Source organism: Crossiella cryophila (assembly GCF_014204915.1).
Taxonomy (GTDB): domain Bacteria; phylum Actinomycetota; class Actinomycetes; order Mycobacteriales; family Pseudonocardiaceae; genus Crossiella; species Crossiella cryophila.
Window position 1 is genome coordinate 9,868,086 of the sequence record NZ_JACHMH010000001.1, and the last position, 20,437, is coordinate 9,888,522.

Consider the following 20,437-nt stretch of genomic DNA (forward strand, 5'->3'; position numbering starts at 1 on the left):
TAGGCGCTAGGCAGTCGCTCCGGCCGCGGCGAGGCGTTCCGCCTTGTCCGCGGTCGAGAGCGCGTCCAGCAGTGCGGTCAGCTCGCCGTCGAGCACCTGGTCCAGGTTGTAGGCCTTGTAGTTGACCCGGTGGTCGGAGATCCGGTTCTCCGGGAAGTTGTAGGTGCGCACCCGCTCGGAGCGGTCCACCGTGCGGACCTGGCTGCGCCGGTCGGCCGAGGCCTTGCGGGCGGCCTCCTCCTCGGCCAGCGCGACCAGCCGGTTCTGCAGCACGGCCATCGCGCGGGCCTTGTTCTGCAGCTGGCTGCGCTCGTTCTGGCAGGAGACCACGATGCCGGTGGGCAGGTGGGTGATGCGCACCGCGGAGTCGGTGGTGTTCACGCTCTGCCCGCCGTGGCCGGAGGAGCGGAAGACGTCCACCCGCAGGTCCTTCTCGTCGATCTCGACCTCGACGTCCTCCTGCTCGGGGTAGACCAGCACCCCGGCCGCGGAGGTGTGCACGCGGCCCTGGGACTCGGTCACCGGCACCCGCTGCACCCGGTGCACGCCAGCCTCGTACTTCAGCCGGGCCCACACCCCGTCCAGCTCGGCGCCGCCCTTGCTCTTGACCACCACGGTGACGTCCTTGAACCCGCCCAGGTCGGACTCCACCGAGTCGAGCACCTCGGTCTTCCAGCCCTGCCGCTCGGCGAAGCGCAGGTACATCCGCAGCAGGTCCCCGGCGAACAGCGCCGACTCCTCGCCGCCCTCGCCGGACTTGATCTCCATGACCACGTCCGCGGCGTCGTGCGGGTCCCTGGGCAGCAGCAACTCGGTCAGCTTCTGCTCCAGCGCCGGAATGGTCTCGGCCAGCGCGGCGGCCTCGGCGGCGAAGGCCGCGTCCTCACTGGCCAGCTCCAGCGCGGCCTCCCGGTCGGAGCGGGCCGTGTCCAGCTCGCGCAGGGTGCGCACGACCGGGGTCAGCTCGGCGTAGCGACGGCCCAGCTTGCGTGCCATCGCCTGGTCGGCGTGCACCGCGGGATCGGCCAGCCGACCCTCCAGCTCGGTGTACTCCACGAGCAGGGTGTCCAGCGAGGCGGTGTCCACGGCGTCCTCTTCCCGGTAAGACCTTCAGGCCGACACGACAACGGCGCCCACCCCAGCGGGATGGGCGCCGTGAAGTCGGCTACTTGTTGCGCTTGCCGTAGCGGGCCTCGAAGCGCGCCACGCGGCCGCCGGTGTCGAGGATCTTCTGCTTGCCCGTGTAGAAGGGGTGGCAGTTGGAGCAGACCTCGACCGTGATCTGGCCGGTCTTCTTGGTGCTGTGGGTCTGGAAGGAGTTGCCACAGCCGCAGTTCACCTGGGTGACCACGTAGTCGGGGTGGATACCGCTTCTCACCGTCTTGTTCCTTTCTCAGGGGCCGCCGGGTCCCCACGAGCCGTACAACGGGGTGAACCGGAGCCTTATTCCGACCCCTGAGTATGCCAGGTCTTCGGCAGTGCTCTCGCCGTGGTACCGCTCACCTCCAGAATCCGACCTCCGGGCGCAATGGCCGGACCATCGGGCGCATTGCCAGCGCAGACTGCTGTTATCGGTCACGGGCCGCAGCAAAATCATCACGTGCTGTGTGCGGCGAGCTGGCGAGTACCCATGCTGACCTGGCTGGGAATCCCGCTGCTGGTCATCGGATCGATGGTCGGCATCGGTGGTCTCGGCCTGCTGGCCTTCGGCTCCCCCACCCAGCTCTACAGCGCGACCTTCGGCGTCGCCGCCGCGCTCGGCCTGGTCACCAGCCGCAACGTGGTCTGGCAGGCCGGCTGGCAGCGGCACGGCCTGCGCTGGCCCTACCTGCTGGCACTGGTGGCCGCCGGGGTCGCCCTCGACGGGCAGGAGCTGCCCTCCTGGCTCGCGGTCACCCTCGGCGTGCCCTGCCTGCTGCTGCTCGTGCGCACCCTGCGCAAGTTGCCCACCCTGGACGCCGACGGCGGCTGTGCCGAGACCAGGGATCTGATCAGCACCTGATGAGCCCGCTCCCCTGCTGAAACGGAAACGGCGCGTCCCCCGCAGGCCCGGGGACGCGCCGTTTTCGGTGTGGCTGAGGGCTCAGCTCTCCCAGCTCTTGGCGACCAGCACCGCGTTGTGCCCGCCGAAGCCGAAGGAGTTGCTCATCGCGTACCGCACCTGGTGCTCCTGCGGCGCGTTGGGCACGAAGTTCATTTCCGCATCCAACGGGTTGTGCAGGTTGATCGTGGGCGGCACCACGCCGGTGCGCATGGCGAACCCGCAGGCGATCAGCTCGATCGCACCCGCGGCGCCGATCATGTGCCCGGTCATCGACTTGGTGGAGCTGACCGGGATCTTGGTGGCGTGCTCGCCAAGCACGTTGCGGATGGCCAGGGTCTCGGTCTTGTCGTTCAGCTCGGTGCTGGTGCCGTGCGCGTTGATGTAGTCGATCTGCTCGGGAACCACCCCGGCGTCGGCCAGCGCCCTGGTCATCGCCCGCCGCGCGCCCGCGCCCTCCGGGTGCGGGGCGGTCCAGTGGTGCGCGTCGGAGGTCGAGGCGTAACCCACGATCTCGGCCAGGATCGGCGCACCCCTGCGCAGCGCGTGATCCAGCGACTCCAGGATGACCACGCCGGAACCGGCGGCCATCACGAAGCCGTCCCGGTCCGCGTCGAAGGGCCTGCTGGCCCGCTCCGGGTCGTCGTTGCGCCGGGACAGCGCCCTGGCGTTGGAGCTGGAGGCGATGTCCAGCGGGGTGACGCTCATCTCCGCGCCACCGGCGATGACCACGTCGGCCTCGCCGTACTGGATCCAGCGGGTGGCGGTGCCGATCGCGTCGGTGCCGGTGGCACAGGCCGAGTTGAGCGCCAGGGTCGGGCCGGCCGCGCCGAACATCAGGCTGACCTCGCCGGTGGCCGAATCGTGCGCGCCGGTGATGGCCTGGTAGGCCCCGACCGCGCGACCGCCCTTCTCGGTGAGCAGCTTGACCGAGTCCTGCATGTACTTCATCGCGCCGTAGCCGGTGCCGATGAGCACGCCGCAGCGCGGGGCCAGCTCGCTGTCGATGGTCAGCTTGGCCGCTTCGACCGCCTGGATCGAGGCGGCCACCCCGTACTGGGCGAAGAGGTCCATCCGCCTGCTGAGCTTGCGCGGCATGTGGTCCTCGGCCACGAATCCCTTGACCTCGCCCGCGATCTGGGACGGGAAGGGCTCGGCGTCGAAGGTGGCGATCCGGGCGATCCCGCTGCGCCCGGCCATGAACGCGGACCAGGTGTCCTCCGCGGTCAGGCCGACCGGGCTGATCGCGCCCCAGCCGGTGACGACCACCCGCGGCCGGTGCTTCCGGAACTCTGCTACCGACATTGGCTTTTCTCCACCTCGTATGTCCGACCGGTCAGGCGTTGGCCATGCGGTTCTTGCGGGCCGCGGGCAGGTGTTCGGCGACGACCTTGGAGATCAGCAGCGGCTCGGCCACCCGCTGTCCCTGGTAGGCCACGTAGTTGGCGGCCACGCCGTACCCACCGAACGGCTTGTTGCCGTCGTCGGTGTCCAGCACGGTGAGGTTGACCGACACGTAGTGCCGCTTGCCCAGCGTGGAGACGACATCCGGCGCGTCGCCGTAGACCATCGCGCCCATCGCCCGCTCGTTCACCGTGGGGTGGTTGGCGAAGGCCCGCAGTTGCTGGGTGTTCTGGTAGACGACCACGTTGAAGATCGGCGCGAACGTCTCCTCGATGGGCATCTTCTTGTTGTAGGGGCGCACCAGCACCGCGGGCTCCAGGTGCCGGGAGCGGAAGTCCAGCCGCCCGCCGGCCACGATGTGCTCGCGGTTGAGGCGCAGGTAGTCCGCTGCCGCCTCGATCGCGGTCTCGTAGTACAGCGGGCCGTAGTCCGCGGCCGGGTCGGTGTAGCTGCCGTAGCGCAGTTCGCCGACCCGCTTGGTGAGCTGGTCCACGAACGCCTCGGCCTCACCGGCGTGCACCAGGAAGACGTCGGGGGCGAAGCAGTCCTGGCCGGAGTTGAGCATCCGGATCCGCACCGCGTCGGTGACCGCGAGGTCGATGTCCGCGCCCTCGGCCACCACGAACGGGTTCACGCCCTGGCCGAAGAACAGCAGCATCTGGTCATCGCGCAGCTGGGCCCGGACCAGTTCGGCGTTCTGGTAGGCGCCGGTGAACACCAGCACGTCCGCCTCGGCCACCGGGACCTCGACGAACTGCCGCTGGCTCAACGTGGTCAGCTCGATGGTCTCCAGCTTGTGCACCGGCGCGAGCAGGTCGTGCAGCCGCCTGGTGGTGCCGGTGACCTGGCTGGACGGCCGGAAGATGATCTCGTCGGTGTAGAGCGACGGGATCAGCGTGTAGAGCACGTAGGAGTAGAACAACACGTTGGAGGACATGAACACGGCCATCTTAGGCACCCGGCCGGGCCGGTAGGCCGAGACCTCCTCCAGGGCGCCTTCCAGCGCGCTCAGCCCGGCCTCGACCTCGTCGAGCACGGCCTTGTGGTTGGAGATCTCGGTCAGCACGTCGATCAGCGGCTGCGGGTCGTTGCGGATGTACTCGGCCACCGCGCGCAGTGCGGCCAGTCGCTGCGGGTGCGGCACCGCGGCCAGGTCGGTGAGCCGGGTCAGATCGGGCTTCCCGTTGTTGTTCAACGGGAACTCGGTCACCACCAGCACCTGGTTGGGCTGCTCGTAGGAGGGCAGCAGCGCGCAGATCTTCTCCCGCCAGTACCTGGCCTCGCGCAGGTCGGGGTCGGCCACCACGAACACCAGCTGGCTGCCCCGGCGCTCGTCGTCCAGTGCGACCACCTTGACCGCCGCACCGGCCTCCTCGGCCTTGCGCGCCAAGGCTTCCGGGTAGAGCGTGTGGCCCATCCGGTGCACCGCGTACTTGCGGCCGACCACGTAGAGGTTGCCCTCCTCGTCGGTGTAGCCGATGTCGTTGGTGCGGTAGACGTCCTCGGCGCGCTCGGTGACCGAGCCGTCCGCGGCCAGGTAGCCGGTGAGCTGACCTGGCGAGCTGACCAGGATCTCGCCGATCTCGCCCGGCGGGACCGCGTTGCCGTCCTCGTCCAGGATCCGCACGATGACCCCGTCCAGGGGCTGGCCGCAGCCGATCGCGTTGCCGGGAGCCGCGAGGGCGATGTTGCCGACCTCGGTGCTGCCGTAGCCGTCCAGCAGCGGGTGCCCGGTGGCCACCACGAACTTCTCCGCCAGCGCCCGGTCCAGCGGCGCGCCGCCCACGCACCACATCCGCACGTCACGCAGGCCAGCCGCGGACTCCGGCCGGCGTTCCACCAGCTTGAGCATGGTGTGGTAGGTCGCGGGAGTCGCGTCCACCACGGTGGCCCGGTAGCGGCCCGCCATGTCCACCGCGTGGTCCAGCCGGGCATAGGGCGCCACGATCAGCGAGCAGCGCGCGATCCACCACAGCAGCACGAGCGAGAGCCCGTACTGGTGGGAGAAGGGCAGCAGCGGCATCAGCACGTCGGCCTCGGTGTAGGCCATCCGCTGCTGGGTGCGCTCGATGTTGCCGAGGAAGGACTTGCCCGAGCGCACGATGCCCTTGGGTTCGCCGGTGGTGCCGGAGGACCAGGCGATCAGCGCGTCGGAGCGGGTGAACCAGTCCACGAAGGACAGTGAGCCGCCAAGGGCCGGGATGGCCGTGGCGTCCTCAAGCAGGCCGTCCAGGCTGATCACCCGGTCGGCGTCGAGCACGGTCAGGTCCTGGCTGACCTCCGGGCGCACCAGCGCCCAGCCCGCCCGAGCGAAGGCGGTGATCCGCGCCGTCTCCTCGGGGGTCTGCCGGTGGTCCACCAGCACGATCGAGATGTCCAGATGCACCAGGGCCAGAAGCACGGTGACGTATCCGGCCGAGTTGTCCGCCTTGAGGATCACGCGGTTCCCGGGACACAGCCCTCGAGCGCGCAGTGCGGCCGCCACCCGCAGTGCGTCCTGCTCGACCTCGGCCGTGGATCGCACGGAGTTCGCTGTCACCAACCTGGCTGCCACAGGTTCCACCGCTGGTCTCCCACCCCTCGCCCGGATTCACCCCGCCGATGGCCTGCCCACAGCTCGCGGCGAGCGCGCGCGATTGCCATCCGGGGTTTAGATGCCCTACTTTTGCTCACGTTGTGTGTCGGACCACTGACAGTGGGTTCACACCCGGGTCAGTCGCCCCTGTGCCCCGTGGCCCGCCACCGGCCACGGTTCCGTTCCACCAATTTCCGCAATGGCCGGAACACCCACTCAAATTACCGGGGCGTAGTCATGTTTCGACAATGAGAACTTTCTGACGTTCTTCCGGCTAGATAAAACTTCCTGAAGCAGGTCTCCCGCTGCGGCCGGCCGGGGGCTGCGTTCAAGCGGCACGCGAGCTACCACCCGATCTACGCAACAACCCCAGTATGCCTGGCCGGTTCCGGCGCACCCTGGCTGATCTGCCGCGATCAGGAGAACTTCCACCCACCTGGCGGCCCGATCGGGCTGGTCGGGGCCACCTGGACCGACTCTCGTCGCCTAGTCCCGATCACCCAGGAGCTAGGCCGAACAGGCTATTCGAGCTACCGCCGAACGGCTGTTCGCGGACTGTTCGCGCGTCCGGGAGAGCGGGCAAAGGGGCCGGTTGACACAGAGCGCGCCAACTCCGGCAAACCATTCCCTCAGTCTCGCGACCTACGTGAACTTATTATCGAACAGTCGACCGAATTAACCTGATCCAGCGAAAAAGACGTCAAGCCAGCGCAAAGTGCGAGGGTGAATAACCGACCGCGTTCTGGAAGAACAACAGAGGTGCCGACGACCAGGAGCCCGCCCCCCTCGGTCCACGACCGACTGGACGGTCGGCCCATGTGGTACCGGTCTCACGCGTCCGACCTGCGGCGAAGCCGGGGCAGGCGGAGCGGGGCCGGGGTGACCCCCGGCACAGCACGTGCGGGCCAGGAAGTCCAGCGGCAACGCGTTCCGGGATCAGCGAACTGAGAGTCGCCGGGCCGCCAGGCTGGCATCGCGCAAGCCGGTCGAAGCGGACGGCCGGGCGAACAGGATGTCGATGCGGCCGGCGGAACCCCTGGGAATAGGGTCGGGGGATGCTCCCGGTCGCGGCGAGAGCATCCCCCGATGGCACACATGGTGTGCGGTGTGTCACCAGCAGATCAGCAGACTCAGCGTGCTGATCAGGCCCGCGCCGAACTCGGCGGAGCCGTCGACCTCGGCAGGCTCGATCGCCTGCAGGTCCAGTACGTCCATCCGGGTTGTCACCTCCCCTCGTGCGCTCGGGCGAACAGTGGCAACGCCCCGGTGGTCACGGCGTGCAGCGCGAGCAGCACGCCTGCCGAACCGGTGGCGAGATCGTGGGACAGCCGCAGCAGCGCGTCACCGGGGAAGGCCAGCCCGCCCCCGTGCGGCACCGCGTGCCAGGCCAGCCTGCTGACGTGACCGCGCAGGGTGTCCTGCACCCGGTCACCGTCCACCCCGGGCAGGCCGCGGAGCGCGGCGAGCGCGCACACCAGTCCGGCCCGGCCGGTGAATAGTCCGCTGTGAATGGTGAACTCTGCTTCCAGTGCCCGCTGCACAGCCGGCAGCGCCCCGGTGAACACCGGGTCCGGCCGCTGCCGCAGCAGTTCGGCCATGGCCAGGCCGATCCCGGCGGTGCCCGCGGCCAGGTAGGGCAGCAGCCTGCGACCGGCGCGGACCCGCAGGGCCCCGTCCGCGGTCAGCTCGGCCTGCTGGAGGTCCCGGTGCAGTGCTCGACCGGCCGCGTCCAGCAGTCGTTCCGGGCCGCCCTCGGCGTGGGCACGACTGAGGAACAGCGCCGCGCCCGCACCGCCCCGGGTGAGTCCGGGCAGTCCGAAGGGCACCGCCTCGGCCCCGGCCAGCAGCCGGGTGGCCACCCGGTCGGCCAGGTCCAGGCCCCATTCGGTGAGCCAGCTCCGGCCGATCACCCGGCCCAGGTGCAGCAGGGTCAGCCCGATCCCTGCCAGGCCCTCGTACAGATCGAGACCCGCGCAGGCCTCGGTGGCCGCGGCCGCCCGCCGCAGCAGCTCCTGCGCGGTCTCGGTGTGTCCGAACTCGGCCAGCACCAGCGCGATGCCGTGCCCGCCCGCGAACAGTCCCGGCCGGCCGGCGCCGCGCCGGGCCAGTGCCCGCAGCAGCCAGTCCTCGTACTCGGGGAAGCGGCCGGATCCGCTGGTGTGCAAGGCGTAGAGCACCCCGGCCGCACCGTGCGCCAGCCCGAGGCCGTCCTCGGCGAACTGGGCGATGTCGCCGGGGAAGAGCCGGTCACTCCGCTGCGGGGTGGCCGCGGCCACGATCGCCGCGGTGATCCGCTCGCGCAGCCGGGCCAGGTCGGCGGGGCCGGTGGCGAAGGCGGGCGGCACCGGGTCCCGGGTGCTGGGTGGCGGGGACCCGGCGCCGGCACAGAGTCGCGCCAGGATCGGCCGCACGTACTCCGGCGGCAGCGGGAACCGGGCCAGCACCGCGGCGCAGAGCGAGCGGACCTTGCCGGGTGCCAAGGCGCACAAGGAGTTCAGCGGCAGGAACAGCGCGAGGCGGAGCGCGGCCAGCGCGTAGTGGTCCACGTCGAAGCCGCCAACCCCCGGCGGGGCGGTGTAGCCGGGCGCGCCCAGCGGGGCGCGGGTGGCCGCCGAGACCGGGGCGGCCAGCTCGAAGTCCAGCAGGGTGATCCGGCCGTCCGGCCCGACCATGATGTTCATCGGGTGCAGGTCGCCGAAGACCACCCCGCGCTCGTGCAGTGCGGCCACCGCCGCGGTGACCTTGGCCACCACCTCCAGCGCCCACTGGGTGTACCCGGCCACCGCGGCGTCGTCGGCCCCGGCGCCAGCCAGTGGGTAGCGGCGGACCAGTTCGGTGGCCAGCGGCACGCCCTCGACGTGGCTGAGCGCGAGGAACTCGTGCTCCCAGCAGGTGAAGCGGCCCAGCACCTCGGGCACCCCCGGCAGTCCGGCCAGCAGGCCGAGCATGGCGTGCTCGTTGGCCAGCCGGTGCACCGCGTCGTGCCCGTCCACGTCCAGCCCGGCGTGCGGGCGGGCCTCCTTGAGCACCAGCTGCCGCGAGCCGTCCGGCTCCTCGGCCAGGTAGACCCCGCCGGCGTTGGAGAAGTGCAGCGGGCGCAGCACCCGGTAGGGCAGGCCGGCCCGCGCGCGGCGGCGGTCCAGGTGCGGCCGCAGCACCTCGGGCAGCGCCACCCAGGCCGGCGGGCTGAACCTCGGGCCGCGCTCGTCCGGCACCAGGTTGCCCTCGGGGTCGGCCAGTGCGGGCACCAGCTCGCCGTCGGCGGTGACGCAGCGCCGCTCGGCGAAACCGCCGTAGCGCACGTAGAGCGGGCCCTGGCCCCAGCGCAGGTCGTTGAGGATGTACGGACCGGGGCGGCCGGCCAGCTGCGGGTCGAGCCGGTGCAGTGCCCTGGCGAACTGGGTCTCGTCGGCCGGGTAGAGGGTGATGAACTTGCCGCTGGCGCCGCGGGCGGCGTACTTGGCGTTGTGCGCGAGCACCGCGGCCCTGCTGTCCAGGAACTTGAACGGCACCCGGTGCAGCAGGCAGTCGGCGGCGACGGTCTCCAGCACCTCGGCCGCCCCGTCCGGAGTGGCCGAGACGTGGATCTTCCAGCCCTGCTCCGGGGTGGGCGCGCCCTGGGGGTGGAAAACCACCCAGGATTGCTGCCTGCTGCGCCGCCAGTGCGGTGGCAGCGGGGCGCTGACCAGCGGGTACCGCTCGACCGCCGCGGTCCGGTGCGCCGGGGAGTCGTAGAAGTAACGATCGACGAAACAATACTTCTCGTATTCGACTTCAATCACGCCGGCCCACCTCCTCGATTTTTCCGCGATTTCCCCGTCGAGCAATTAGAACCCTACCCGCACCACGCATTTCCTCAATACGCTAAGCGGTCTACCTTTTTCGCCACGAAAGTCGCAGGAAAGGATCGGCGCGCAACTTTAGTCGCGGGCAATCCGTTGCCTACTCCGGGGAAATCGAGACCAGCCCGGTCCGGTACGCGAAGATGGCCAGCTGAACCCGGTTATCCAGCCCCAGCTTGGCCAGCACCCTGGTCACCCGGCTCTTGACCGAGGACTCGGTGCTGTCCAGTTTTTCCGCAATGGCGGCATTGGACCAGCCGGTGGCCACCAACTTCACCACATCGATCTCCCGCTCACCGAGTAGACCAATTCCCCTGGCCACCGCCGGATCGGGCTGCACCATCCGGTGCACGGTGTGCTCGATCAGGCGCAGGGTCACCGCGGGGGACAACATGGCATCGCCCCTGGAGACCACCCGGACCGCGTGCGCCAGCTCCTCCGGCGAGGTGTCCTTGCGCAGGAACCCGCTGGCCCCGGCGGCCAGCGCGGAGTAGACGTGGAAGTCGGAGTCGAAGGTGGTCAGCATCAGCACCCTGGGCCGCGGCGCCGGGCCGGTCCACTCCCCGACCAGCCTGCGGGTGGCGCCGATGCCGTCGAGTTCGGGCATCCGCACGTCCATCAGCACCACGTCCGGGCACAGCTCGGCGGCCTTGGCCAGCGCGGCCACCCCGGTGGCGGCCTCGCCGACCACCTCCAGGTCGGGGCGCAGCGAGAGCAGGGTGGACAACCCCGCCCGCACCACCGCGTCGTCGTCGACGAGCAGCAGGCGAATGCTCACGAGACGCTCCGCAGCGGGATCCGCGCGTCCACCACGTACCCGCCGTCGGGCGCGGCGGCCGAACTCAGCTCGCCACCCAGCCTGGCCACCCTGGCCTGCATGCTGAGCAGCCCCAGCCCACTGCCGGGCACCGAGGGCAGCCGGGCCGCCCTCGGCGGCTCGTTGACCACCCGCAACCGCAGCGCGTCGGTGGCGGTGTCCACGCCGACCTCGATGCTCACCCTGGTCGGCGAGGCGTGCTTGACCACGTTGGTCAGCGCCTCCTGCAGCACCAGGAACCCCTCCGCGCCCACCTCGGGGCGCATCGAGCGCGGCAGCTCGGCCACCGAGAACTCCACATCGTTGCCCGCGTTGCGCACCGCGGAGGCCAGCCGGGTCACCCCCTCCGGCCCGCAGTCGGCGCCGTCAGGGGAGTCCGCGATGCCGCGCAGCAGGTTCTGCAGCCGGACCATCTCGGTCATCGCCTGCCTGCTGGACTCGCGGATCTGGTTGGCCGCCAGCACCGCCTGCGGATCCCGCCGGGCCAGCAGCTCCTCGAAGACGTGCGTCTGCACGGACAGCGCGCTGAGGTGGTTGCCCACCACGTCGTGCAGGTCCAGCGCGATCCGCTCGCGTTCGGCGCCCACCGCCGAGCGCACCTCCCGGCTGCGCCGCTCGCGCTGCCGGTGCACGCTGCGGCGCAGCGAGCCCACGTGCGCGGCGAAGCGGTGCTGATGGCTGCCGATCATGTAGGCCAGGCCCACCGCCAGCGCCACCACCAGCCAGTCGGCCAGCTGGATGTGCTTCTCATACATCAGGCTGACGATCACCGCGTGCGCCCCGCCCCAGCCCGCCACCACCCAGACCACCCACGGCCGGTGCCTGCGCGCGCCGTAGCGGCCCAGCGCGTGCGCGGCGATGAGCAGCGGGATCCCGCCGGTCATCTCCGGCACCCCGAGCACCCCTCGGGCCAGCACCATCGCGCCCACGATCAGGAAGATCACCACCGGCCTGCGCCTGCGCAACAGCAGCGGCAGGGTCGCCCCGTAGGCCGCCAGCGCGCCCGCGGCCAGCCGCCAGGGTTCGGCGGGGACCAGGAACAGCGCGAGCAGGTCCAGCGCCCCGAGCGCGCCGACCAGCAGCACGTCAGGGGTGCTTTGCCTCGCGCCACGCGACCACACCGACAGCCGCCTCCCACTAGACGCCCGTGTCACCGTTCCGCCCACCACTCCCAGTAGGTAAATACCTGGCATCCGCGCCGCTCAACCACCCAGGACAGAAGCCGTCACCTAATCGGCCCAATGCCCTTATTGTCTGCGCAACGACAGCTGCCGCCTTTCGGTCAGGGCTATTGCGCCCACCGGACTACTGCACACGGAGCCAACCGATCGCGTCACCTGCTGACTCCCGGACAGCGCTGTTGGCGATCGGCTAACCTGGCGGATTTCTTGACTCCCAAAAGGATCGTTCTGGGGCAACAGCGCGATCCGGTCACAAACCGAACGTCCCTTTGGCGACAAAAAGCGGGCGCCCCCGGCCATCGGCCGAAAGCGCCCGCTTACTTACCGACGAGTATCAGTCGTCGTTGCTGCCTGGCGTGTTCTTCGAGACCGTCATCAGGAACTCGATGTTGGTCCGGGTCTTGCGGAGCCGGTCCAGCAGCAGGTCGATGGCCTGCTGGTCGTCCAGCGCCGCCAGCACCCGACGGAGCTTGATGGTGACCGCCAGCTCGTCCGGAGAGAGCAGCAGCTCCTCCTTCCGGGTGCCGGAGGCATCCACGTCGACCGCCGGGAAGGTGCGCTTGTCGGCGATCTTGCGGTCCAGCTTCAGCTCCGCGTTACCGGTGCCCTTGAACTCCTCGAAGATGACCGTGTCCATGGTGGACCCGGTCTCCACCAGCGCGGTGGCGAAGATGGTCAGCGAACCGCCACCCTCGATGTTGCGCGCGGCGCCGAGGAAGCGCTTGGGCGGGTAGAGCGCGGTGGAGTCGACACCACCGGAGAGGATCCGGCCCGAGGCGGGGGCGGCCAGGTTGTAGGCGCGGCCCAGCCGGGTGATCGAGTCCAGCAGCACGACCACGTCGTGTCCCATCTCCACCAGGCGCTTGGCGCGCTCGATGGAGAGTTCGGCCACGGTGGTGTGGTCGCCCGGCGGCCGGTCGAAGGTCGAGGCGATGACCTCGCCCTTCACCGAACGCTGCATGTCGGTGACCTCCTCAGGGCGCTCGTCCACCAGGACGACCATGAGGTGGCACTCCGGGTTGTTCGTGGTGATCGCGTTGGCGATCGCCTGCAGCACCGAGGTCTTGCCCGCCTTGGGCGGGGAGACGATCAGCGCGCGCTGTCCCTTGCCGATCGGCATCACCAGATCGATGACGCGCGTGGTGAGGATGTGCGGCTCGGTCTCGAGGCGCAGTCGCTCGTTCGGGTACAGCGGGGTCAGCTTGGTGAATTCCGGGCGGCCGCGCACGGCCTCCGGCTCCAGGCCGTTGATGGAGTCCACCCGCACCAGCGGGTTGAACTTCTGCCGCTGCGCCTCCCCGTCCCGGGGCTGGCGCACGGCGCCGGTGAGCGCGTCACCACGGCGCAGGCCGTAGCGGCGGACCAGCGACAGCGAGACGTAGACGTCGTTCGGGCCCGCCAGGTAACCGGAGGTGCGCACGAAGGCGTAGTTGTCCAGCACGTCGAGGATGCCGGCCACCGGCAGCAGCACGTCGTCCTCGCGGACCTCGGTGTCGCCACCGCCGCCGCCACGACCGCCCCGCTCGCCACGGTCACCGCGATCTCCACGGTCACCGCGCTCGGTCCCGCCACCCTCGCCATCCCGGCCACGGTTGCGCCGACGGTCCCGGAAGCGGCGGCCACGCCGCCCCCTGCCGTCCTCGTCCTCGTCGTCCTCCACGCCCTGCGGCTGACTCTGGGCCGCCGCGGCACGTTCGCCCCGGTCCCCGCGGTCATTGCGGTCGCTGCGGTCGTTGCGATTGCGGTTGCGGTCGTTCCGGTTGCCCCGGTCTCCCCGCTCACCACGGTCGCCCCGCTCACCGCGTTCCTGCCGCTCGCCACGCTCGGCCCGCTCCTGGCGCTGCTCGGCCGGCTTCTCCCGCTGCTCGGTGGCGACAGCGACAGGCTGCTCCACCTGCTCGACGGGCTTGTCGGCCTGGGGCTGCTCCGGAGCGCGCTCGCGGGGGTTCCGCTGCTCGCCCTCCGGGCTCCCGGCCGGACGGGTGGCCGCCCGACGGCGGCGGTTGCGCCGGGCATTGTCGCCCCCGGCGTCGCCCTCACCAGCCGCGTTGTCCGCGGCGGCGGGGGTTGCGGCGGGCGCCGGGGCGCTCTCCACCGCGGTGGCCTTTGGCGCGGGGGTGCTTTCGGCACCCAGCGCCAACTGACCGGTCTCGGCCTTGGCCGGCTTGGCAGCCTCGGCGCGTGGCGCCGAACCGCCGCCTTGCCGCTCCTTGATGGCGGCGATCAAGTCGCCCTTGCGCATCCCACTGGTGTTGCCGATGCCCAGCTCACCAGCGAGCTGACGCAGCTCGGCGAGCACCATCCCGGAAAGGCCGCCACGACGTCGAGTCGCCGTGCCATTGGCCGAAGGGCTGGCAGCGGTCGTCTCGACCGCGTCGCCGCCCAGTAGTTCGGTTTCGCTCACGAATGTCCTTCCTGACCGGTCCCCGCCTCCTACGTGGACCAGCGGACTTGCCGCCCGACGGAACGCGGGACAGCAGGTCGTCCAGTACCGGTGGGAAGACTCGGTACGGGACTGTCAATCACCGCCTCGGTGTACCCGTCAGCGTGGATCCCGTCCTGGAGGGGATCGAGACCTAGCTTCAACGGGGATGCGACCCAGGAACGAGGCCCGGGAACGGCACCGGCGACCGTGCGCGCGGTGACTGATTGCCTCTGAGGGTAGACCCCGGGTCAACGGGGTGCAACAACCGGGTGGGTCCTGGCGTGGCGGGAAGGGCCTTGGCTACCTCGGCTTTACTCCCTCAGACGGGTTCATCGGACCCCCCGATCGGTTCCACCACCACCCCGCCCTGGTCGATGGGCAGGGCCATCGGGGTGAACCCGGACAGGTCAGCCTCGTCAGGCAGGTGACCCCCGCGCGGGAAGGCGATCACGGTGGGTCCCGCTCCGGAGACCATCGCCGGGATCCCGGCCCCCCGCAACGAGTCCACCAGCGCCATCGTGGCCGGGAAGGCGGGACGGCGGTATTCCTGGTGCAACCGGTCCGCGGTGCCGGGCAGCAGCAGCCAGGGATCGGTGGTCAGGGCGTAGACGGCCAGCGCGGACCGGCCGGCGGCGAAGGCCGCGTCGCTGAGCGGGACCTGCTCGGGCAGCAACCCGCGTGTGGTCTTCGTCTCGGATTCGGTGTCCGGCACGAACACCAGCGGCGCCAGCTCCTCATGCGGCTCCAGCCGGATGGCCTGGTAGTCCTTGCCGTCCTGCCAGGCGATCACGATCCCGCCGTAGACACTGGCCGCCGCGTTGTCGGCGTGCCCCTCGAACTCGGCGGCGAGCTGCAACACCCCGTCATCCAGCTCCCGATCCGCCAGCGCGAACCCGGCCGCCACTCCCGCGACCGCGGCCGCCGCGGAGGACCCGAGTCCCCTGGCGTGCGGGATCCGGTTCCGGCACACCAGGTCCAGCCCCAGCCCGGTGACCCCACAACTGGACAAAGCAGACAGCACCGCCCGCACGACCAGATGCCGCTCATCCGTCGGCACCCGCCCCGCACCCTGGCCTTCGACCCGCACCCGGATCTCCCCCACCGGCGCGACCCGCACCTCGACCTCGTCGTAGAGGCCAAGCGCCAGCCCGAGCGAGTCGAACCCCGAACCGAGGTTCGCCGTCGACGCGGGCACCGTGACCCGCACACCACTACCGATCCGCACCAGCACACCCTAGATGAGCGGTCCTGGCCCTCAACCCGGCCGGACAACCGGCCCTACCTGCGCCTCCGGCTTCGGCTCACATCAGCCAGCCGTGCTCGGTCCGCGCCCGATCGGCCTGTGCCAGCTGCCTGTGCAGCGTCGTCGCGAGCAGGTGGGGCATGGGCAGGCACAACAGCGCCATCACCGCGGCACTCACCTGCACGGTCACCACCGCCTCAGCCGTCCCCGGCCTCGCCTGCCCCGCCGCCAGCAGCCCGATGACAACACCGGCCAGGCACAACACCAGCGCGACACCGGCGAACCAGGCGAACATCACGCGGTACCGGGCGGGCAGCGGCAGGTGCACGTGGCCGTTCCGGACCGCCAGGCACAGCAGCAGGTCGAGCAGCCCCGCCACCAGCAGCAGGCTTGCCGTGACCAGCGCCTGGGCAGTGACGAACCTGGCTGGCCAGCTGCCGGGCGGGTAGTCGCTGGGGCCCAACTCACCGAGCAGGAACCACAGCACCAGGGCCAGCGCGGCGGAGGCGATCGCCATGCCGAGGGCGGTGCCGCGGGTCCGGTCGGCGGCGAGCGCGAACCGCCACTCGGTCATCGGCCACCACCAGTGTGCGGCACGGGCCCCCAACCCACCCGGAACCCCTGCGCTATCCGGGCCTCCACCTTCTCGATGGCTCCTCGGGGCATCCCGCCCACTGCCCAGGGCAGGAGCATGGCGGGCAACTGAACGAACAACAGGGGATGGATGACCTCGGCACCAGCGGCCCACGGGACCACGATCACCAGCGCGACGATCAGAACGCACAGCCCGCTGACGGTCCAGGAACCAGCGATCGAGATCCGGCGCAACCGCTTCAGCGCCCACAGATCAACGTGGTCACGGACGAACGCCGCGCTCCCGCACAACAGGAAGACCCCGGCCCAGCCAAGGGCCAGCGTGGTGGACACCTGGATGCCGGTGATGACGGCGTATGTGCCGAAAGCCGTCAACCCGGCAGGGATAATGATCATCAGCAGGAACCCGGCGGAGAGCAGCGCCGGACAGATCAGCAGGATGCCGGTCGCCAGCCACCGCCGTCTGGTCTGGGTGACTCCGGGCACGAACAACCACCGCTGCGGCCCGGCAGGGAAACCACTCGGGTTCCCCGTCACCCGGCCATCGCCGGACGGCGACATCCTCTCCCCCTGCGGTCCGGACCGACGCCTCCCCCAGCCCGGCCCACACCCGAACCTAGAGGATCAGCGATCACCCCGCACCCGAACCCGGTAACACCGCCGGGTCAGTGTTCGACGACCTCGCCCAGCAGGCTGTCGAGTTGTTCGATCACCTTGCGGTTGTCCACGCCGAAGAAGTTGATCCACCCGTTGCGTTCCCGGCTGCCGCAGCGGCCGGCGTGGGTGTCGAAGACGTTGAGCACGCTGCTCGCGCGCACGCTGCGCCCGTACTGGTCCCGCGCACTGGCACCGAACTGGGCGTACAGGGTGCGGTCGGCGTCGCCGATCTCCCAGAGGAGTTGGGCGTCTTCGGGGCGGACGCCGCGGGAGGTCAGGATCTGGACGAAGACCTTGCCTGCTTCGGCTGCCTGGCTGACGGCGGACTCCAGCACGTCGGCGGCGACGGTGACCGAGCCGATGCGGCCGGGTGGGGGCTGGGGCAGCAGGCCGGCGGCTGCGGGGGCCAGGCCGGTGCCGCGGACCCAGCCGAAGCGGTACCGGTCGCCGTCGTGCACGGCCAGTACCCCGGTGTCACCGACGGCGGAGCAGATCGCCTTGATCTCGGGCAGGATCTGCTCGCCGACCCGCCAGGAGAAGCGGATGTCGACGGACCGGTTGGGGCGGGCCAGCAGGACCAGCAGGTCCTCCAGTTCCACGTCCAACCGGCCGTCCTCGGCGCGGCCACGCTGTTCCAGGGAATCCCAGGCCCGGCGGCGGAAATGCGCGCGTTCCTCGTCGGTGACGCCGTGGGACAGCGTGTTCAGTTCGGTGGGCTTGTCGCCCAATTGCAGGTGCTCCCAGAGGACCTCGAACTCCAGTGCGTTCAGTTCGAGGTCGAGTGAAACAGTCACAGGCCCGGATTCTCGCCAATTACCGGCGGCGCGACCAGCATGCCGTCGCCGAAGATGTCGTCGGTCTCGATGAGGTAGTCAGGACGCTGGTGTTCCTTGTCCTCTTCGCCATTGGCACGCGCGCCGCCGCCCATGGGGCCGCCCATGCCGCCCGCGCCGCCCCGGCCACCGGGGCCGAAGCCGCCAGCGCCACCGGGACCGCCGAGGCCACCCGCGCCGACCCCGCCCATGCCGCCGGGACCGAAGCCGGGCCGCATGCCTGCCGCGTTCGCGCCGCCGAAGCCGCCGGGCATCCCGCCCATCGGCACCCCGCCGCCACCGAAGGGGCCGGGGCCGCCGCCGGGGCCGACCGGCACCGGGTTGTTGGGCAGCGGCTGGTTGAGCACGGGGGTGGGGGTGACCCGGTTCGGGTCGACCTGGTCGTTGGGCAGCTCGATCGGGAACCGGTTGTCGATCGGGTCCCGGTCATCGGGGATGCCGTCGCCGTCCTTGTCCCGGCCGGGGTTGCGCTCGGGGTTGCGGTCGTCCACCGGGTCGCGGTCGTCCGGGATGCCGTCGCCGTCCCGGTCGCCGACCCCGCCGCGGTCGCGGTTGCGGTCGTTGTTGCCGGTGCTGCCACGCCGGGTGGGCGTGCCGGTGGTGCCACCGATCTCGGTGGTGCCACCGCCGCCGGTGCCGACGCCGACGTCGATCGGGTCGGGCGCGATGAAGGTGGGCAGGTTCGAGGTCGAGGAGAGCACCGTGGTCTCGTAGCCGCGCATGGTCTCGCGGGCCTTGCGCTCGGCGTTGTCCTTGTCCTGCTGCTCACGCTGCTTGTCGGTCATGCCACCGGTCAGCGAGGCCCAGCCGCGCGAGATCACGTTGTCGCTGGAGGTGACCTCCTTGGGCGGCTCGATCTTCTTCTGGGTGTCCACAAAAGTATTGGTGCTGGTCTGCGAGGTGCTGCGCATCGTGCCGGCCATCGTGGAAGCCTGCGTGGCCCACTGGTGCGCGGGCGAGACCCGCTCCTGCATCTGGTCGAAGGACTTGCCCTGCATGACGCCGGAGGCCACCTCGAACGCCTTCTTGACGTTGTCGCCGATCCGGCTCAAGCGCTCGGCCTGCTTCTCCCAGAGCAGATCACGACTGCTGAGGGCGTAGTGCCCGCGGCCTTCGTTGATCATCTTGTGGATCTGCTCGTGGCTGTACGCGTCCCAGTTGGTCATGTCCTCACCCCAGTTGTGCCCGTGCGGTCTCAGGCCCGCTTCATGGTTGAGCGGTTCGCCTGCTCCTGCCGCTCGTAGTCCGCGAGACCGTTCTTCAAGTTGGTGATCATGGCCTCCAGTGAGGCGATGAGCTTGTCAGCGGCGGCCACGAGCCCGGTGGGGCCAGTGGCGGGCACGTCGAGGCGCTTGGCCAGCTCGACGCTCGCGGGGTCCTTGGCGGGTGCTTCCTGGGTGCCGATCGCGGAGGTGTACTCCCGCAGATCCTTGGCCTCCAGCAGCTCGGCCTCCAGCTTGGCGATCAGGCCCGGCACCTCGGTCGGCTTGATCATCACTCGGTCCGCCATGGGTTCCCTCCAGCAACGTCCTCCCAGACAGGACTTAGGATGTCACAAGGCATGACGCCGGTTCCCGGCTTTGCCGACTAGTGAGCCAGCTCACATGACAATCGCAAATATAGCGGGTCAGGCTGCTGCGGGGAGCTTCTCGATCACGGCCGTGAGCACCTTCTCCGCGAGGCCGCAGGCGTCCTGGGTGACCTCGGGCATGCTCCGGTACGAGCTGAAATACGCCCGCAGCGTCTCCTTGGCCGAGATGGACGCGAAGACCATGCAGCCGCGCTGGTCCTTGCCCTCCGGCGAGCGGACCGCCGGGTAGCCCGCGACCTTGCCGACAACCAGGCCGGACTCCGGCTTCGGCGCGTCCGGCCCGAACTTCTGCAGCAGGGTGGAGTTGTACAGCTCGACCTCGACCGAGGCCCTGCTGTTCTCGTAGTTGGTCCAGGTGCAACTCGCGGTGGCGGCCTTGGGCTTGTCAGGCAGCTTGAACTCGGTGAGCTGGGCCGGGGTCAGGGCCTCGCAGGGGGCGGTGCGGAAGCCGCCCTCGACCGTCTTGGGCTGGGTGGTCACCTTCGTCCAGTCCCCGGCGGCCGTGGCAGAGGAGGTAGCGGCCTGCGTGCCGGGCGGAGTGGGCGCCGCGCCGCCCCCACAGGCGGTGACCAGCACCGCGACCGAGACCAACATGGACCCGAGAACCCAACGACGTACCGTCACGCCCGCAGCATACGGACGTTCAGCTGCCCTCGGGCAGCGTTGCGATAACCCGCTCGGCCACCTGCTGGGCGAGGGCGCAGGCATCCGGCACGGCCTCCGGACCAGTGCGCGGCGAGCTGAACGTCGCCGCGAGCGCCTCGGTGGCCGACACGCCGATCCGCAGGGTGCAGCCGCGCTGGTCAGTGCCCTCCTTGGCGCGGACAGCCGGATACCCCGCGATCTGCACCACACTCAGGCCCGTCCCGGTCGGCTCGTGGTCGAAGCGCTGGGCGAGGGAGAGCTGGTCCAGTTCCACCCGGACCGCGGCGCCGGTGCCCTGGTCGCGCCAGGTGCAGCCGGCCGGTTCCTCGGCGGTGGCCTGGACCGGGGCCGAGGGCAGGCCGACGGTGCGGCGTTCGGCCGCGGTCAGCGCCTCGCAGGGTTTGGTGCGGAAGCCCATGTCCACCGACTTGGGTTTGCCGACCTTGGTCCACTCCTTGACCACCGTGCTCGGTCCTGGCGGCGGCGCCGGTGCCTGCGCAGTGCAGGCGGTGGTCAGGGCCGTCAGCAGGACAGCGGCCAGTGCCCAGCAGCGTCGAGCCATCGCACGCACTCCCCTTGCCTCGGCTGA

18 protein-coding genes are annotated in these 20,437 nt (G+C 70.5%); 1 reads left to right on the forward strand and 17 read right to left on the reverse strand.

The features are described from left to right. Positions 1-6: 6 nt before the first annotated feature. Both prfA and rpmE read right to left on the reverse strand, forming a co-directional pair. A complete protein-coding gene (prfA, locus tag HNR67_RS42475) occupies positions 7-1,086 on the reverse strand; it encodes a peptide chain release factor 1 (RefSeq protein WP_185009559.1) in 1,080 nt (359 codons plus the stop codon). Between the two features lie 79 nt (positions 1,087-1,165). Continuing rightward, entirely contained in the window at positions 1,166-1,378 is a 213-nt protein-coding gene (gene rpmE / locus HNR67_RS42480; protein WP_185009561.1) for a 50S ribosomal protein L31, read from the reverse strand. 252 nt (positions 1,379-1,630) lie between these two features. Between rpmE and HNR67_RS42485 the strand changes: the two genes are divergently transcribed. Continuing rightward, positions 1,631-2,002 carry a hypothetical protein gene (locus tag HNR67_RS42485; RefSeq protein WP_185009563.1) on the forward strand — a complete coding sequence of 124 codons (372 nt, stop codon included), beginning with the start codon at positions 1,631-1,633 and terminating at the stop codon, positions 2,000-2,002. An 81-nt stretch (positions 2,003-2,083) separates the two neighbouring features. Here HNR67_RS42485 and fabF read toward each other — a convergent pair whose 3' ends face one another. From fabF to HNR67_RS42560, 15 genes are all read right to left on the reverse strand, one after another. Then, on the reverse strand, positions 2,084-3,346 hold the full coding sequence (fabF, locus tag HNR67_RS42490) for a beta-ketoacyl-ACP synthase II (protein WP_185009566.1): 1,263 nt from the start codon (positions 3,344-3,346) through the stop codon (positions 2,084-2,086). Between the two features lie 31 nt (positions 3,347-3,377). Next, on the reverse strand, positions 3,378-5,969 hold the full coding sequence (locus tag HNR67_RS42495; protein ID WP_312989385.1) for an aldehyde dehydrogenase family protein: 2,592 nt from the start codon (positions 5,967-5,969) through the stop codon (positions 3,378-3,380). Positions 5,970-7,130: 1,161 nt separating this feature from the next. Further along, positions 7,131-7,235 (reverse strand): SapB/AmfS family lanthipeptide, encoded by a 105-nt coding sequence (locus HNR67_RS42500; RefSeq protein WP_185009569.1) that lies wholly within the window; start codon positions 7,233-7,235, stop codon positions 7,131-7,133. Positions 7,236-7,243: 8 nt separating this feature from the next. Then, positions 7,244-9,802: a class III lanthionine synthetase LanKC gene (gene lanKC, locus HNR67_RS42505; RefSeq protein WP_185009571.1), complete on the reverse strand. Its 2,559-nt coding sequence runs from the start codon at positions 9,800-9,802 to the stop codon at positions 7,244-7,246. A 160-nt stretch (positions 9,803-9,962) separates the two neighbouring features. Then, the gene (locus tag HNR67_RS42510; RefSeq protein ID WP_185009573.1) at positions 9,963-10,640 is read right to left on the reverse strand and encodes a response regulator; all 678 of its coding nucleotides are present in this window, start codon (positions 10,638-10,640) and stop codon (positions 9,963-9,965) included. Then, positions 10,637-11,764: a sensor histidine kinase gene (locus HNR67_RS42515; protein ID WP_185009575.1), complete on the reverse strand. Its 1,128-nt coding sequence runs from the start codon at positions 11,762-11,764 to the stop codon at positions 10,637-10,639. Before HNR67_RS42515 ends, HNR67_RS42510 begins: the two co-directional genes overlap by 4 nt. 430 nt (positions 11,765-12,194) lie before the next feature. After that, entirely contained in the window at positions 12,195-14,264 is a 2,070-nt protein-coding gene (gene rho / locus HNR67_RS42520) for a transcription termination factor Rho (RefSeq protein WP_185009577.1), read from the reverse strand. 340 nt (positions 14,265-14,604) lie between these two features. Further along, positions 14,605-15,516, reverse strand: a complete 912-nt coding sequence (gene thrB / locus HNR67_RS42525; protein WP_185009579.1) for a homoserine kinase — start codon at positions 15,514-15,516, stop codon at positions 14,605-14,607. A gap of 70 nt (positions 15,517-15,586) precedes the next feature. Next, positions 15,587-16,102 (reverse strand): hypothetical protein, encoded by a 516-nt coding sequence (locus HNR67_RS42530; RefSeq protein WP_185009581.1) that lies wholly within the window; start codon positions 16,100-16,102, stop codon positions 15,587-15,589. Next, entirely contained in the window at positions 16,099-16,608 is a 510-nt protein-coding gene (locus HNR67_RS42535) for a hypothetical protein (protein WP_185009584.1), read from the reverse strand. Before HNR67_RS42535 ends, HNR67_RS42530 begins: the two co-directional genes overlap by 4 nt. Before the next feature lie 179 nt (positions 16,609-16,787). Then, a complete protein-coding gene (locus HNR67_RS42540) occupies positions 16,788-17,573 on the reverse strand; it encodes an ESX secretion-associated protein EspG (RefSeq protein ID WP_185009586.1) in 786 nt (261 codons plus the stop codon). Further along, positions 17,570-18,778, reverse strand: a complete 1,209-nt coding sequence (locus HNR67_RS42545; RefSeq protein WP_185009588.1) for a PPE domain-containing protein — start codon at positions 18,776-18,778, stop codon at positions 17,570-17,572. The genes HNR67_RS42540 and HNR67_RS42545 overlap by 4 nt, the downstream gene beginning before the upstream one ends. A 29-nt stretch (positions 18,779-18,807) precedes the next feature. Continuing rightward, positions 18,808-19,122, reverse strand: coding sequence for a hypothetical protein (locus HNR67_RS42550; protein ID WP_185009590.1), 315 nt, complete (start codon positions 19,120-19,122; stop codon positions 18,808-18,810). 117 nt (positions 19,123-19,239) lie between these two features. After that, positions 19,240-19,827 (reverse strand): DUF3558 family protein, encoded by a 588-nt coding sequence (locus tag HNR67_RS42555; RefSeq protein WP_185009592.1) that lies wholly within the window; start codon positions 19,825-19,827, stop codon positions 19,240-19,242. 19 nt (positions 19,828-19,846) lie between these two features. Then, positions 19,847-20,410: a DUF3558 domain-containing protein gene (locus HNR67_RS42560; RefSeq protein WP_185009594.1), complete on the reverse strand. Its 564-nt coding sequence runs from the start codon at positions 20,408-20,410 to the stop codon at positions 19,847-19,849. Positions 20,411-20,437 lie beyond the last annotated feature (27 nt).